This is a genomic window from Pseudomonas sp. YeP6b, assembly GCF_025642995.1.
Lineage (GTDB): Bacteria > Pseudomonadota > Gammaproteobacteria > Pseudomonadales > Pseudomonadaceae > Aquipseudomonas.
Genome location: NZ_CP080090.1, coordinates 5125284 through 5141381 on the forward strand (window position 1 = coordinate 5125284; position 16098 = coordinate 5141381).

Genomic DNA, 16098 nt, shown 5'->3' on the forward strand with positions numbered 1-16098 from the left:
TATGAACAACTGGATCAGCGCCCTCGCCGACCTGCAGAACAGGGGTGAACCCTGCGTTCTGGTGACCATCATCGAAGAGCTCGGCTCCACGCCGCGCAATGCCGGCTCGAAGATGGTGATCAGCGCCGCGCAGACCTTCGACACCATCGGTGGCGGGCACCTGGAATACAAGGCGATGCAGATTGCCCGCGACATGCTCGTGCGCGGCCAGCAGAACACCCACCTGGAGCGCTTCAGCCTCGGCGCAAGCCTGGGCCAGTGCTGTGGCGGTGTGACCGTGCTGCTGTTCGAACCCATGGGCCAGGTGCAGGCGCAGATTGCGGTGTTCGGCGCCGGCCATGTCGGCCGTGCGCTGGTACCGCTGTTGGCGAGCCTGCCGTGCCGGGTACGCTGGATCGATTCCCGAGACCAGGAGTTTCCGCAACATATCCCCCAGGGCGTGCGTAAAATCGTCAGCGAAGAGCCGGTCGATGAAATTGCCGACTTGCCGGTGGGCAGTTACTGCATCGTCATGACCCACAATCATGCGCTGGACCTGGACCTCACCGCCGCCCTGCTCAAACGCAATGACTTTGCCTACTTCGGCTTGATCGGTTCCAAGACCAAACGGGTCAAGTTCGAACACCGCTTGCGTGATCGCGGCTTCGACGCCGCACAACTGCAACGCATGCGCTGCCCGATGGGACTCACCGAGGTGAAGGGCAAATTACCGGTGGAGATCGCCATCTCCATCGCCGGCGAAATCATCGCCACCTATAACGCGAACTTCGGCCAGCACACCGCGAGCGCCGAACCCATTGCCAAACTGCTGCCGGCCTCGCGCCGCAGCCAAGCTATCTAAACATTGAGATCACCATGCCTTTGACTCGCAAAGCCTACCGTGCCGCCATCCTGCACAGCATCGCCGACCCTGCTGAAGTGGGGATCGAAGCGTCCTATGAATACTTCGAAGACGGCCTGCTGGTGATCGATAACGGTCAGATCAGCGCCTTGGGCCACGCCAGCGATTTGCTGCCGACGCTGCCCGCCGACATCGAGGTCACCCATTACCAGGATGCGTTGATCACCCCAGGCCTGATCGACACCCATATCCACCTGCCGCAAACCGGCATGGTCGGTGCGTATGGCGAGCAATTGCTGGATTGGCTCAACACTTACACGTTCCCATGCGAAAGCCAGTTCGCCGACAAGGCCCACGCCGAAGAAGTCGCGGATATCTTCATCAAGGAACTGCTGCGCAACGGCACCACCACCGCGCTGGTGTTCGGCAGTGTGCACCCGCAGTCAGTCAATTCGTTTTTTGAAGCGGCCGAGAAACTCGACCTGCGCATGATCGCCGGCAAGGTGATGATGGACCGCAACGCGCCAGACTACCTGACCGACACCGCCGAATCCGGCTACCAGGAAAGCAAAGCGCTGATCGAGCGCTGGCACGGCAAGGGCCGCTTGCACTATGCGGTGACGCCACGTTTCGCACCGACCAGCACGCCGGAACAACTGACCCTGGCCGGGCAACTGCTGGGCGAATACCCGGACCTGTACATGCAGACTCACATCAGTGAAAACCTGCAGGAAGTCGAGTGGGTGAAAGAGCTGTTCCCGGAGCGCAAAGGCTATCTGGACGTGTACGACCACTACAAACTGCTGGGCGAACGCTCGGTGTTTGCCCACGGCGTGCACCTGTGCGACGACGAATGCGCGCGATTGGCGCAGACCGGTTCGGCGGTGGCGTTCTGCCCGACCTCGAACTTCTTCCTCGGCAGTGGCTTGTTCAACCTGCCGATGGCCGAGAAGCACAAGCTGAATGTGGGCCTGGGCACCGACGTGGGCGGCGGCACCAGCTTCTCGCTGCTGCAAACCCTGAACGAAGCCTACAAGGTCATGCAGTTGCAGGGCGCGCGGTTGAGCCCGTTCAAGTCGCTGTACCTGGCCACCTTGGGCGGCGCGCGGGCACTGCGATTGGAAGATAAGATCGGCACGTTGCAGCCGGGCACCGATGCGGACTTTTTGGTGTTGGATTACAACGCCACGCCGCTGCTCAGCTATCGCTTGAAGCAGGCCAATAACATTGCCGAGACGTTGTTTGTGTTGATGACGTTGGGGGATGATCGGGCGATTCTGCAGACCTACGCAGCCGGCAATCTCGTGCATCAACGCTAATTTCAGCCACAACACAAAACAATTGTGGGAGCTGGCTTGTGTGGGAGCCGGGCTTGCCCGCGATGCAGGCACCGCGGTGTATCAGGTACACCGCGGTGATGCCATCGCAGGCAAGCCAGCTCCCACACAAGCCAGCTCCCACATTTTTGATCGGGGTTACAGTTTTACCGAAGAACGCCCAGGCTTCTTGGTCTGCAACAGATGCGAGAACACCGCATGCAAATCATCCGACGCGCTTTCCTCATCGAGGTTGAGCTTGCTGTCGATGTGATCCATGTGGTGCATCATCAAATTCACCGCCAGCACCGCGTCGCGTGCTTCGATCGCGTCGATCAGTTGGGTGTGTTCATCGTAGGAGCAGTGCGAGCGGTTGCCGCTTTCGTACTGGGCGATGATCAACGAGGTCTGGGACACCAAACTGCGCTGGAAGCTGATCAGTGGCGCGTTCTTCGCCGCTTCGGCCAGCTTGAGGTGGAATTCACCGGAGAGGCGGATACCCGCACCACGGTCGCCGCGCGAGAAGCTGTCGCGCTCGTCGTTGACCATCTGGCGCAACTCAGCCAGTTGTTCAGCCGTGGCGTGCTGCACCGCTAATTCAGTGATCGCCCGCTCAACCAGGCGCCGAGCCAGGAACACTTGGCGTGCTTCTTCGACACTTGGGCTCGCCACCACCGCACCACGATTGGGCCGCAGCAATACCACGCCTTCATGGGCCAGGCGCGACAGCGCGCGGCGAATGATGGTGCGGCTGACGCCGAAGATTTCGCCCAGTGCCTCTTCACTCAATTTGGTTCCGGGCGCCAGGCGTTGTTCAAGGATGGCCTCGAAGATATGCGCGTAGACGATATCGTCCTGGGTTCCGGTGCGACCGGCCTTGCCGGCTCGCGGTTGTTTCTTGAGAGGTTGCAACTGTTCGTTCATGGGCACTCGGGTTTGGAGAACGGCGGCGAATTAACGGTAATACGGCAAGCGCGTGTCGCTGGCAAGTATCACCTAAAAACACGGCACATTGTACACAACCCAGTGCGCCAACACACTGTACGGCTGTTTGCGGCGTCGGCTGTATTGCAATGAGTAGTTACGTTTGAGTTTAGGCTTGAATCTGCGCCTTCACCGGCAAACACCCAGGTAAAAGGAACAGCGCCTCATGACCGACGCCACCCAAGCGCCTTTGCGCCCGCTGGCCGATACCTCCCCGTCGGCCGTCGTCGCCGGCTTCATCGCCATGATGACCGGCTACACCAGCTCCCTGGTCCTGATGTTCCAGGCCGGGCAAGCCGCCGGCTTGACCACTGCGCAAATTTCTTCGTGGATCTGGGCCCTCTCCATCGGCATGGCGGTGTGCAGCATCGGCCTGTCCCTGCGCTATCGCACGCCGATCACCGTCGCCTGGTCTACGCCTGGCGCGGCGCTGCTGATCACCAGCCTGGGCGGCGTGAGTTACGGCGAGGCGATTGGCGCCTACATCACCTGCGCGGTGCTGGTGACACTCTGCGGGCTGACCGGCAGCTTCGAAAAAATGGTCAAGCGCATTCCGTCGTCGCTGGCGGCGGCGTTGCTGGCGGGGATTCTGTTCAAGATCGGCAGTGAGATATTCGTCGCCGCGCAACATCGCACCGGCCTGGTCCTGGGGATGTTTTTCACCTACCTGATCATCAAGCGCCTGTCGCCGCGTTATGCGGTACTGGCCGCGCTGGTGATCGGCACGCTGCTATCGGGCCTGATGGGGCTGCTGGATTTCAGCGGCTTTCACCTCGAAGTAGCAACGCCGGTATGGACCACCCCGCACTTCTCGCTGGCGGCAACCATCAGTATCGGCATCCCGTTGTTCGTGGTCGCGATGACCTCACAGAACATGCCCGGCGTCGCCGTGTTGCGCGCCGACGGCTACAACGTACCCGCCTCGCCGCTGATCACCGCCACCGGCCTGGCCTCGCTGGTGCTCGCGCCGTTCGGCTCCCACGGCATCAACCTGGCAGCGATCAGCGCCGCCATCTGCACCGGGCCGCATGCCCACGAAGACCGCAACAAACGTTATACGGCGGCTGTATGGTGCGGGGTGTTCTACGGGATTGCGGGCGTATTTGGCGCGACGTTGGCGGCGTTGTTCGCAGCACTGCCAAAGGAGCTGGTGCTGTCGATTGCGGCCTTGGCGTTGTTTGGCTCGATCATCAATGGCTTGAGCATCGCCATGAATGAGCCGAAGGAACGGGAAGCGGCGCTGATCACCTTTATGGTCACCGCGTCAGGCTTGACGCTGTTTTCCATCGGTTCGGCGTTCTGGGGGATTGTAGCGGGGGTGTTGACGCTGTTGATTCTGAACTGGCGCAAGGCATAAAAAAACGGCGACCCTCAGGTCGCCGTTTTTTTCAGTATCACTTAGCCGCGTTGATCGGCTTTTCCGGATACCACACGTCCAGCAACGGGCTGACTTCAGCCTTGGTCAGCTCGGAACGGGTTTTCAGCCAAGCTTCGACAGCAGCACGCTGCTCTTCGGAAACCGAGCCACGCTTCTGCAGGCAAACCAGACCGAAGTCATCGCCGCCGACATAGCCCAGACCGTTGGCTTCCATGGCTTCTTTGATGAATGCTTCGAGGAAAGCGTCGATAGCTTCTTCACTCAGGCCTTCGTTGAAGTCCAGGTTCAGTTCGAAACCCAGCTCTTGAAATTCATCAACGCACAGTTTTTTGCGCAGACGCTGGGAACGGTTAGTCGCCATTGGAACAATCCTCATAAGTAATAACGGGCGGCACTTTAGCAGTTTAAGGCAAGGTTTGCCCGACTCTCTGGGACAGGCGGCTATCTGTCTGCAAAAAAACGCGTAATACCCGCTATCGTTCAGCTACAACTGGAACCACCTTGGGGCATAATGCCGACACTTTCGTGACCAATGAGGGATTTTCTTCCATACCCCTCGCCTTTTTCACCCTCCTCAGCAGTAGGGTTTTATTCTTTATGATCAAATCTTTTCGCTCAGCACTACTGGCCGGCTTTTTTCTACCACTGGCCCTTTCCGTCTCTGCCGCCCCGATCAACAACACCCTGCCACCCAACGTTGCGCAGGCTCTTCAGAAAGCCAAGCTGCAAAACACCGCACTATCGCTGGTGATGCTGCCCCTCACCGGCCCCGGCACGCCAACCGTGTTCAACGCCGACGTGTCGGTGAACCCGGCCTCCACGATGAAGCTGGTCACCACCTACGCGGCCCTGGAAATGCTCGGCCCCAACCACCAGTGGAAAACCGAGTTCTACACCGACGGCACCCTCAACGGTGGCGTGTTGCGAGGCAACCTGTACCTCAAGGGCGGCGGCGACCCCAAGCTGAACATGGAAAAACTCTGGCTGCTGATGCGCGACCTGCGCGCCAATGGCGTGCAGCAAGTCACCGGCGACCTGGTGCTGGACCGCAGCTTCTTCAACCAGCCGCAATTGCCCGAATTCAATGACGACGGCAACGACGAGAACAAACCGTTCCTGGTCAAGCCCGACGCCCTGCTGGTCAACCTCAAGGCGCTGCGCTTCGTGACCCGCAATGACTCTGGCCGGGTGATTGTGTCGGTCGAACCGCCGATTGCGAGCATCCGCATCGACAACCAAGTCAAAGTCTCCAACGCCAAGCAGTGCACCGGCGACGTGCGCTACAGCCCGGTTACCGCCGCCGATGGCAGCGTCACCGTGACAGTCAGCGGCCAGTTGGGCGATGGCTGCAGTTCGCAGACGTACCTGTCGCTGCTCGATCACGCCACCTACACCGCCGGCGCCGTGCGTGCGATCTGGAAGGAGTTGGGCGGCACTATCCAAGGCCGTGATATCCAGGCGCCAGTGCCCAAGGACGCCAAAGTGCTGGCTCGGGCGTTTTCGCCGGACCTGGCGGAAATCATCCGCGACATCAACAAATACAGTAACAACACCATGGCCCAGCAGTTGTTCCTGAGCCTGGGCGCGCAGTTCCGTAACGATGCCGATGGCGACGATGCCAAGGCGGCGCAACGCGTGGTACGTCAGTGGCTGGCGAAGAAAGGCATCACCGCGCCGCACCTGGTGATGGAGAATGGCTCCGGCCTGTCGCGCGCCGAACGGGTCAGTGCCCGCGAGATGGCGGCCATGCTGCAAGCCGCCTGGAAAGGCCCGTACGCCGCCGAATACATCAGCTCGCTGCCGATTGCCGGCACCGACGGCACCATGCGTAAACGCCTGAAGACCACCGCCATGCGCGGCGAAGCCCACGTCAAAACCGGCACCCTGAACACCGTGCGCGCCATCGCCGGGTTCAGCCGCGACAACAACGGCAATACTTGGGTGGTGGTGGCGATCCTCAACGATTCGAAACCGTGGGGTGCGTCGTCGGTGCTGGATCAGGTGCTGCTGGACGTGTATCGCCAGCCGAAGCTGACGGCGGCGGCACCGGTGCTTTAAAAGGCAACACAGATCAAAGGTGGGAGCTGGCTTGCCTGCGATAGCGGTGTATCAGTATCAGATGCGTTGACTGACACGCTGCAATCGCAGGCAAGCCAGCTCCCACATGAATGCGCACCGTCTGAAAAACGCTGTCAATCAAGCCCTAAGTCGCTCCGCTTCCACCCGATCCCTGCCCGCCTGCTTGGCCACATACACCGCCGAGTCCGCGCGCAACAGCAGCCCATCAATGCCTTCATCGACCCGCCAACTGGCCACACCGAAGCTGGCGGTCACGGTGCCGACCGCGTCCATCGGTGCACTGCGCAGCGATTGCCACAACTCCACCGCCAGGCTGTATGCCTGGTCACCATCGGTGTGCGGGCATAGCACCACGAACTCTTCGCCACCCAGGCGACAAAACACATCGGTGCGCCGCAAACGCTGGCTGATGCGATTGCACACCTCCTGCAACACCCCATCGCCCACCGCGTGCCCGTACTGGTCGTTGATGCGCTTGAAGTGGTCGATATCGAACATGATCAACGACAGCGTCCCAGAAGTGCGGTTGAGCCTGAGTATCTCGGCCTTGAGGCGATCCTGGAAATAACGCCGGTTATGGATGCTCGTCAGCGAGTCGGTGATCGACAGCGCGCGCAGCTCTTCCTCCACCCGTTTGAGATCAGAAATATCCGATACGTAGCCATACCACAGCGTACCGCCCCCCGGTAATTCTTCCGGCGTGGCTTCGCCGCGAATCCAGCGCAGGCCGCGTTGCGGCAACAACACGCGGTACTCTTCGCGCCAGTGGCTCAACTGCAACGCCGACAAGCGAATGGACAAGCGAACCCGCTCCACATCCTGCGGATGGATGCGCTCGAAGACCTTGCTTGCGTCCTGCTGCAACAGGCCGGTTTCAATTTCATAGATATCGCGCATGCCATCGCTGGCATAGATGAAGCGCCCGTTGCCCTTGGGTTCGAGGGTGAACTGGAAGATCCCGCCGGGCACGTGGGCGCTGAGTTTTTTCAGCAGACGATCCCGCGCCGCCAGGGCCTCGTAGGCACGTTTCTGCTCGGTGACATCCAGGTAAATCGCCAAGTGCCCGACCCACAAACCATGGTCATCGAGCAACACGGTGCCGAGCATGTTCACCGTCAACCGGCTGCCATCTTCGCGCAACAGCGTCCACTCTCGGGCCTCGTGCAGGTTGTCTGGGCTCTCCACCAGCATCGCCTGGCTCGGCGGGATGCGCTTGCCCATGGTCACACTTAAAGTGGCGGAGCGCGCTTCGAGTTCAGCGCCCAAGTGCAGGCTCTCCAGGGTCATGCAACCCAGTACCTGCTCGGCCTTGTAGCCCAGCATCAGCTCGGCGCCGGCATTGAACGTATTGATCACACCGCGCAAATCGGTGGCAATGATCGCGACCTGGGTGGCCGCATTCAGCACGCTGCGCAATTGCCCATGGGCCCCGCGCAGCTCCTGCTCACGCAGGCGCAACTGCTCGGTGCGCTGCTCCACCAGTTTCAGTGCGCGCTGGCGTTGGCTGACCAACACATACAGCAACGCGCTGAGCAGCAGGCTGAGCAACCCGCCCATGGTCAGGATAGTACTCATCGAGGAGTGGTTGGCCTGGTCGAAGACCCGGCTGGCTTGCACAGTCAGGGCATACACGTGGTCGCCGAGGGTGAGACGGCGCGCAGCAGTGAGATCGCTGGCGCCGACCGCATTGCTCGACGCATACAGCACGCGCTGCTGGGTGTCTGAGGTATCGACGATCTGCATCACCAAGTTGTCGCGGTTGGGGTTGGGCAAACCATCGGCCATCAGTTGGCGCATGCTGATCACCGCCATCACAAAGCCGCCGGGTTCAGCCGTGGGTAGCTTACTGACAGGCGCCACCAGCAAAACGCCGGCAGCATACGCCGGCTCCACGCCCACCAGTTGCATGGGCTGGGACACCGCAGGCTTGCCACTTTTTTGCGCGCGCTCAAGGGCCGAGCGCCGAAGCGGCTGAGCCAGCAGGTCAAAGCCCAGCGGCGAGCCCAGCAGGCTTTGGGTCTGGCTGTACAGCACAGGCACGTATTCATCGCGCTCGGGGGCCGGCGCCAATTCGCCTGACGCGTTCAATTCACGGATGGCGAAAGGGGCGCCGCGCTGGCGCGAGATCTCTTGTTCAAACGCACTACGTTGATCGCGCGATATCCGCGGCGCCCAGGCATAGGCGCGGGCGCGCAGCAGCAAGGGTTGGGCAAACCCATCAAACTCTGCACGGGACACGTCACTGGAGTTGACGAAGAAACGCTGCAGGCTCGCCAGGCGTTGTTCCTGGTCTTCAAAGCGTTCCTGAAGACGGGTGTAGCGCTCGTTGACCAGCAACTGGAAGCGCTGGCGAACCTGTTGCTGGTGGAGGTTAGCAGTGGCCCAGGCGACGATGAGCGTCAGCGCGCCACCTGCCAGTAACACCACCAATGCCACCAGCCAAGCTGACGCCTGTTCACTGATAAAGCCAAGGATTTTCGGGCGTACGGCATGCATCGGCATAGGCAACACTCACAACGCCAGCGTGCGGGGCTGTCACTTTGGCTAGGCGTTAAGTTATAGCCATGAGGCCACGGTTTGACCAGCGTAAAAAAGCCGCAAGACTGGAATACACCAGGCCTGCGGCTTTTTTGTTTCAACTTGGTGCAGCGATCAGCGTGCGGTGATTTTCCAGGCCCGGTGGATCTTCGCGTTACGCGCGAAATCCGGGTCCAGGGTCTTGTCGCTGATTTCCTCGACCGCATAGCGTTCGCTGAGGTTGTCCTCAAGCACGAACTTGCGGAAGTTGTTCGAGAAGTACAACACGCCGCCCGGTGCCAGGCGGGCCATGGCCAGGTCGAGCAACTGCACGTGGTCGCGCTGCACGTCGAAGATACCTTCCATGCGCTTGGAGTTGGAGAAAGTCGGCGGGTCGATGAAGATCAGGTCGAACTCATCGCGGCTGGCTTCCAGCCACGCCATCACGTCACCCTGCTCCAGACGGTTCTTGTCAGAGAAACCATTGAGCGAGAAGTTACGACGCGCCCAGTCCAGGTAGGTCTTGGACAAATCGACGCTGGTGGTGCTGCGCGCGCCGCCTTTGGCTGCGTGCACACTGGCGGTGGCGGTGTAGCAATACAGATTGAGGAAACGCTTGCCGGCCGCTTCTTTCTGGATGCGCATGCGCATCGGGCGGTGGTCGAGGAACAGGCCGGTGTCCAGGTAGTCGGTGAGGTTGACCAGCAACTGCACGCCGCCTTCGCTCACTTCAGTAAACTTGCCCTGGGCGCTCTGGCGCTCGTATTGCTTGGTGCCGCTCTGGCGTTCGCGACGCTTGACCACCACGCGGCTCTTGTCGATGTTCAGCGCCTGGGGAATCGCGGCCAGGGCATCGAACATGCGTGCGGAGGCTTTTTCCGGGTCGATGGACTTCGGCGCGGCGTATTCCTGCACGTGCACCCAGTCGTGGTAGAGGTCGATGGCCATGGAGTACTCCGGCATGTCGGCATCGTACACACGGTAGCAATCCACGCCTTCACGCTTGGCCCACTTGCCCAGCAGCTTGAGGTTCTTCTGCAGGCGGTTGGCGAACATCTGCCCGCCTTCGCTCAAGCGTGCCTGTTCGACTACCGGGGCCGGGGCCGGGGCTGGCTTGATCGGGTTACCGTTCTTGTTGTACTGACGCTCTTGCGGCTCAACCGGGGCTTGGTCGTAAGCGGCTTGCTCACGTTCGGCCTGGCGCTGTTCCGGGGTGCGACGCTCGCCGGTGACGAACTGGTCCGGGTTGACCTTGATCAGCAGTAGTTTGCACGGCAAGGCGCCGTTCCAGAACGAATACTGTTTGTGGCTGCGGATGCCCATCCGCTTGCCCAGGTCCGGTGCGCCGGTGAACACGGCGGCTTCCCAACCCATGCACGCCTGGCGCAAACGCTCGCCGAGGTTCTGGTAGAGGTACAACAGGCTGGCTTCGTCACCCAGGCGCTCGCCGTAAGGTGGGTTGCAGATCACCAGGCCTTTCTGGTTCTGGTCCGGGCGCGGCTCGAAGGTGCCGACTTCACCTTGGTACACCTTGATCCAGTGACTCAGGCCTGCGCGTTCGATGTTGTTACGGGCGGGCTGGATCAACCGCGGGTCGGCTTCGTAGCCACGGACCCACAATGGCGGCTTGTTCATGCCGATGGCGGCACGCTCGCTGGCCTCTGTGTGCAGCTTCTTCCACAGCGCCGGGACGTGGCCGAGCCAGGTGGTGAAGCCCCACAGTTCGCGGTTGAGGTTAGGCGCCATGTCGGCGGCAATCATCGCGCCTTCGACCAGGAAGGTGCCGACGCCGCACATCGGGTCAGTCAGCGCGCCGCCTTCGGCCGCAATGCGCGGCCAGCCGGCGCGGATCAGGATTGCCGCTGCCAGGTTTTCCTTCAACGGTGCCGCGCCCTGCTGCAGGCGGTAACCGCGCTGGTGCAGGCTGTGGCCGGACAGGTCGAGGGACAGAATCGCTTCGCCTCGGTCCAGGCGCAGGTGGATGCGCAGGTCCGGGTTGATCTTGTCGATGGACGGACGTTCGCCGGTCGGGGTGCGCAGCTTATCGACGATCGCATCCTTGACCTTCAGCGCGCCGAAGTGGGTGTTGTCGATGCCCGAGCCATGGCCACTGAATTCCACCGCCAGGCTGCCGTCCGAGACCATGTGGTCGGCCCATTCGATGTCCAGCACGCCGTAGTAGAGGTCTTCGGCGTCCTTCATCGGGAAGCGCTTGAGCACCAGCAACACGCGGTTGGCCAGGCGCGACCAGAGGCACAGGCGGTAGGCGGTTTCCATGTCGGCCATGCCGCGCACGGCCGAGGTGTGCTCGCGGGCGTCCTCAAGGCCAAGCCCGACGGCTTCCTCGATCAGCAGGCCTTCGAGGCCCTTGGGGCAGGTGAGGAAGAGTTCAAAACGGTCCGACATGGGGCATTCCAGGCTTTTCAGCAATAAATGAACGGGCGACGCATCGCCGGCTCGGTTTTCAATCAAGCACTTTTCTTGAAGAGTGCTCGCGTGGCACGAATGTGCCGTTCCACCCCGGCTGCCGGGCCCTTGGGCCAAAATTTCCGGGGCAGATAAATAATTGGTTGCAACAAAAAGAAATATTCCGACCCTTCGTCGAATAATAACCGACTGCAACGAGCGGGCATTCTCACTAAAGGATTAAACCCATCCTCTTTGCAGGGCACATCATAGCTGGGTTTGCCCAATAAAAGGGGCGAAAAGCCATCCCAGCTTATGGCTATAGCATCGTTATCGTTACGTGCTTATGACAAAACGATCATTGAATCCATGTGACCTATTGGTTAGAACTCAACACAGGTTGGCGCCGTAACGACGCCGACACATAGGCTCGCCACGCCGGCAGCGAGCCCACCAACGGCAGAAAAACTCTGCCCGGCCTCGGACGAGGCCGAAGGATATCTACACAGTCAACAAGTGAGGGAAACACCCTATGAGAAGACTTAAGCGTGATCCGTTGGAAAGAGCATTTTTACGCGGATATCAGTATGGCGTTCATGGAAAGTCCCGTGAGCTTTGCCCATTTACTCTACCGTCGGTACGCCAAGCCTGGATCAATGGCTGGCGAGAAGGACGCGGCGACAATTGGGACGGTATGACCGGCACTGCGGGGATCCACAGACTCAACGAACTTCACGCCGTCGGCTAATACAGGGCACTTAATCCGACACACCACCTTGAAGATTATGTAACGACTTAACCACGCACGCCCCATCAGGGCGGCGGGCTTCGGCCCAAGGGCTCCTTTAGGGAGCCCTTTTTATTGGCTGATCAATCAGCGCAAGGCTGCAATCGCGTCCACCGATTCGCGAATCAACGCCGGGCCTTTGTAAATAAAGCCTGTGTACAACTGCACCAGGCTGGCGCCGGCAGCGATCTTCTCAGCCGCGTGCTTGCCTTCGGTGATGCCGCCCACGGCGATGATCGGCAAGCGCCCCGCCAACTCAGCCGCCAACACCTTGACGGTGTGGGTGCTCTTGTCGCGCACCGGGGCGCCCGACAGCCCGCCGGCTTCATCACCATGGGCGAGCCCTTCAACGCCGACTCGGCTCAAGGTCGTATTGGTGGCGATCACCGCGTCCATGCCCGAATCCACCAGGGCCTGGGCGACCAGCACGGTTTCTTCGTCGCTCATGTCCGGGGCGATCTTGATAGCCAGCGGCACACGCTTGCCATGGCGCACGGCCAGGTCTTCCTGGCGCTGGCGCAACGCTTCGAGCAACTGCTTGAGGGAGTCGCCAAACTGCAGGCTGCGCAGGCCCGGGGTGTTCGGCGAGCTGACATTGACGGTAACGTAGCTGGCGTGGGCGTAGACCTTGTCCAGGCAAATCAGGTAGTCATCAACGGCACGCTCTACCGGTGTATCGAAGTTCTTGCCGATATTGATGCCCAGAATGCCTTTGTATTTCGCGGCGTGAACCCGCGACAGCAGGTGATCGACGCCCAGGTTGTTGAAGCCCATGCGGTTGATGATCGCCTCGGCTTCCGGCAAGCGGAAGATCCGAGGTTTAGGGTTGCCAGGCTGCGGCCGTGGCGTCACGGTGCCAATTTCAACAAAACCGAAACCCAATTGCGCAAAGCCGTCGATGGCCGCGCCGTTCTTGTCCAGGCCGGCAGCCAGCCCCACGGGGTTAGGAAAATCGAGCCCCATCACCGACACCGGCATCTTCGCCGGGGCCTTGCATACCAGCCCATTGAGCCCCAAGCGGCCACCGGCACCGATCAAGTCCAGGGACAGATCGTGAGAGGTTTCCGGGGAGAGTTTGAACAACAGCTGGCGGGCCAGGGTATACATGGGCGGGCTAGACTCGGAGGCGGCGAAAGGTGGCGCCGATTATAGCCGGGGTGGCGCGCCAGGTGCGAGGTGCGCCGTCCAATCGTCAATGCCGTTGTGCAACCAACGCCTCATACTGCGCCCAGATTTTTTCTGCATAACGCAGGCGCAGCGCCTCACGCTCAGGTGCCGGCCCGGCGTTGTAAGAGCCTACGGCTGTCCAGTTGTAACCGAAGCGCTGGATAAACTCGGCAAGGATCGAGGCGCCCACTTCGACCGATAAACACGGCTCACTCAGCAGCCGCTCCTCGGTAATGCCCTGTTTGGCCAGACGCGGCAGGTGCATGCTGTTGATCTGCATCAGGCCGATATCTCGGGAGCCATCGCTGTTGCCATGGTTGATCGCCTGCGCACGAGCGCCCGACTCCACGACAGCGATGGCTTGTAACAGCTCCGGCTCGATGTCGTAGCGGCTGGCCACCTCATCCCAGCAACTGGCCCAGGCTTGATGGCTGCCCACCAGCACACTCAACAGTAACCCTTTGCCCAATCGCTTAATCATGGGCCACCTGGCCACACGCCGAACAGATGTACTGCGCGCGCGCCCGTTCAGACTGGTGCGGTTCGTGCTGCTCGACTTTCACGGCACACGTAAAGCGATAGCCTCTGCCATAGATCGTCTTGATAAAGTCCTTGTCCTTCCTAAGGTGCTTACGCAGCGCATAGATGCAGCGAGTGAGTGACTCCTCTGCGACATCCCCACGAGGCCAGCCCAACTCAAGCAAACGATCCTTGGTCATCAGTACGCCATCGGACGCCAACAGCAGCCGCAACACATGCCACTCCTTGGGCGGCAACTGAGTATCCACGCCTTCACCGGTCAACCGGCCATCGCCATACAAGGTCCATCCGGCAAAAACCCGCGAGGCCGTCGGCCCATCATTCACGAGGGTCATACACACCTCTGCATCCGACTACTGACATTGAATTCCCTGTTTCCAGAAACGGCCGATACGGCAACCTCACGACTATAAAAACCAGAGCCGCAAACGGCGGTAGGAAAAGGCCGATGTAATCGAGGCTTTCGGCACGCACCGCGTAGGATTTTTCATCACCAGAAACAACAAAGGCTCAGGAAATCGTTCAGAAGCGAGCTCAAAAAGGGCTAGTTCACTCAGGCTCCTCACGGTTTTCACGCACAAACGCACGTTGCACACGCTCGTACTGGCTCTGCGTCAATGGCGGCGGCCCGACGGCGCCGGCGAGCATCTTCAATTCGCTCCCAATCGCCCGTGCCTGGATCACAAACAGCCGCACCTCAGCGCGTCGACTGCCGCTGGCCACCTCGTCCCCTCGTCGAAAACCACCCAGCCAAAGACGCCTGCCCGGAGGCACACGAACCACCGTGCTGATTCCCACTCGCCCCACCGCCCCTGCTGAGCCGGGCTTGAGCTTGCGGTCCAACTGACGGTCATCCTTGATGGTCAGCTGCATTTCGATCTGATTCGCTTCGGCAAAACGCGGTAGCACACTGGCTTCGGTGCCATAACGTAAAGGCTGCCATTCAGCGCTTTTTTCTCCAGGCCCAGGCAGGTAAAACGTATGGTTATCCTGGAAAACCGCCGGGACATTCTCTTGGGTAAGGGTCACGGGAAACGCCGTAACCCTGGCTTTGCGCCGGCGCTCCAGCACACCGAGCTGTGCCATCAAGCGGTTATCGTCCAACGGTTCCATAACGCGCGTTACCGAAGCACCGGTGTTGGTTTCCTGAGCCCAGGCCGCGCCCATCTTCTCGAATTCGCTACGGTCAACATCGACCTGCCATAACGACACCTCAATCGGGCGCTTCGGCTTGTCGAGCTCCGCCACCAGCTCCTCAATGACCTTCACCTGGTCAGGTTTTCCCTTGATCAACAGGCTGTTTGAGTCTGGGTAAGCCATCACCACCAAGCTTTTGTCGGCCAGCAGGCTTGGCGGGCGTTGTTTGTCATTTTTCTGCTCACTGGCTAACACGGTTTCGATCATCGAGGCCATGCCCGGTACATTGACCTTGTCGCCGCCCATGGCGTACTGACGATCTGCCACATGGGTGTTGAATACCTGCACCACGCCGAAGGTTTGTTTGCCGACGCGCATCTGCGCGCGCTGCTTGTCCATCAGTTGAGCCAGGTGCAGTACTTGGTCCACATAGTTCGGTGGCCCGGACACATAGAACGTCCGCGCCCCGCTCTCCCTGAGCGGGTAGCGTGATTCATCAAGGCCCGAACGGCGCATGAACCCACGCAACCTGTCGACCGAGATATGCCGCAGCGCCACCGCCGTGCTTTTTGCCTCGCCGGCGCCATAGAGGTAAAGCACCTGCCCGTCGCTGTACCAAATCAGGCCTTGCTGCTCGGCGACCGCCTCCAGGGTCTGCTGCGCCGCCCCCAGGTCGAATGACCCGGAGAGGGTTCTACGCGCCACCTCGCGACTGACCACGATGGGTACGCCCAAAGGCACCGACAGCGCAGTGAAAAAGGTGTGCAAGCTCTCATCCCGCGCCTGGTAGTTCTCCCCCAACGCGGGCGTGATTGCCAACAACAGTGCCAAACACAGCAACCAGCGATGCAACCCGTGGTAGCTGATCATGGCTGTAGAATCGATAGACACCGCGGGTGTTCCTGACAGTCTGGCGCAAATAGGCGGCCATACTGGGAGGCAGCCG

At 60.5% G+C, this 16098-nt stretch carries 13 protein-coding genes; 5 read left to right on the plus strand and 8 right to left on the minus strand.

What is annotated here, in order from left to right:
- Position 1 precedes the first annotated feature (1 nt).
- Positions 2–841, plus strand: coding sequence for a xanthine dehydrogenase accessory protein XdhC (gene xdhC / locus KZH41_RS23020; RefSeq protein ID WP_263273791.1), 840 nt, complete (start codon positions 2–4; stop codon positions 839–841).
- A 14-nt stretch (positions 842–855) separates the two neighbouring features.
- Positions 856–2160 (plus strand): guanine deaminase, encoded by a 1305-nt coding sequence (gene guaD / locus KZH41_RS23025; RefSeq protein WP_094949578.1) that lies wholly within the window; start codon positions 856–858, stop codon positions 2158–2160.
- Between the two features lie 156 nt (positions 2161–2316).
- Here the strand turns inward: guaD and KZH41_RS23030 are convergent, their stop codons facing one another.
- Positions 2317–3081, minus strand: coding sequence for a GntR family transcriptional regulator (locus tag KZH41_RS23030; protein ID WP_242151861.1), 765 nt, complete (start codon positions 3079–3081; stop codon positions 2317–2319).
- 226 nt (positions 3082–3307) lie between these two features.
- Between KZH41_RS23030 and KZH41_RS23035 the strand changes: the two genes are divergently transcribed.
- Positions 3308–4498 carry a benzoate/H(+) symporter BenE family transporter gene (locus tag KZH41_RS23035; protein ID WP_242151864.1) on the plus strand — a complete coding sequence of 397 codons (1191 nt, stop codon included), beginning with the start codon at positions 3308–3310 and terminating at the stop codon, positions 4496–4498.
- 37 nt (positions 4499–4535) lie between these two features.
- Here the strand turns inward: KZH41_RS23035 and KZH41_RS23040 are convergent, their stop codons facing one another.
- Positions 4536–4880, minus strand: coding sequence for a YggL family protein (locus tag KZH41_RS23040; RefSeq protein ID WP_016979277.1), 345 nt, complete (start codon positions 4878–4880; stop codon positions 4536–4538).
- A gap of 236 nt (positions 4881–5116) precedes the next feature.
- Here KZH41_RS23040 and dacB point away from each other — a divergent pair, with 236 nt between their 5' ends.
- Positions 5117–6577, plus strand: coding sequence for a D-alanyl-D-alanine carboxypeptidase/D-alanyl-D-alanine-endopeptidase (gene dacB, locus KZH41_RS23045; RefSeq protein ID WP_094949574.1), 1461 nt, complete (start codon positions 5117–5119; stop codon positions 6575–6577).
- Between the two features lie 138 nt (positions 6578–6715).
- Here the strand turns inward: dacB and KZH41_RS23050 are convergent, their stop codons facing one another.
- Positions 6716–9100 carry a diguanylate cyclase gene (locus KZH41_RS23050; protein WP_242151867.1) on the minus strand — a complete coding sequence of 795 codons (2385 nt, stop codon included), beginning with the start codon at positions 9098–9100 and terminating at the stop codon, positions 6716–6718.
- A 150-nt stretch (positions 9101–9250) separates the two neighbouring features.
- Positions 9251–11521, minus strand: coding sequence for a bifunctional 23S rRNA (guanine(2069)-N(7))-methyltransferase RlmK/23S rRNA (guanine(2445)-N(2))-methyltransferase RlmL (gene rlmKL / locus KZH41_RS23055; RefSeq protein ID WP_094949572.1), 2271 nt, complete (start codon positions 11519–11521; stop codon positions 9251–9253).
- 532 nt (positions 11522–12053) lie between these two features.
- On the opposite strand from rlmKL, the gene rmf reads away from it, so the two are divergent.
- A complete protein-coding gene (gene rmf, locus KZH41_RS23060; RefSeq protein ID WP_002553055.1) occupies positions 12054–12269 on the plus strand; it encodes a ribosome modulation factor in 216 nt (71 codons plus the stop codon).
- A gap of 126 nt (positions 12270–12395) precedes the next feature.
- Here rmf and KZH41_RS23065 read toward each other — a convergent pair whose 3' ends face one another.
- The 4 genes from KZH41_RS23065 to sctC all read right to left on the minus strand — a co-directional run bounded on the left by KZH41_RS23065 (position 12396) and on the right by sctC (position 16043).
- Positions 12396–13415: a quinone-dependent dihydroorotate dehydrogenase gene (locus KZH41_RS23065; protein ID WP_094949571.1), complete on the minus strand. Its 1020-nt coding sequence runs from the start codon at positions 13413–13415 to the stop codon at positions 12396–12398.
- A gap of 85 nt (positions 13416–13500) precedes the next feature.
- Complete coding sequence (locus KZH41_RS23070; RefSeq protein WP_094949570.1) at positions 13501–13956, minus strand: transglycosylase SLT domain-containing protein; 456 nt, start codon at positions 13954–13956, stop codon at positions 13501–13503.
- Entirely contained in the window at positions 13949–14350 is a 402-nt protein-coding gene (locus tag KZH41_RS23075) for a winged helix-turn-helix domain-containing protein (RefSeq protein ID WP_094949569.1), read from the minus strand. Before KZH41_RS23075 ends, KZH41_RS23070 begins: the two co-directional genes overlap by 8 nt.
- A 214-nt stretch (positions 14351–14564) precedes the next feature.
- Entirely contained in the window at positions 14565–16043 is a 1479-nt protein-coding gene (sctC, locus tag KZH41_RS23080; protein ID WP_263273792.1) for a type III secretion system outer membrane ring subunit SctC, read from the minus strand.
- Positions 16044–16098 lie beyond the last annotated feature (55 nt).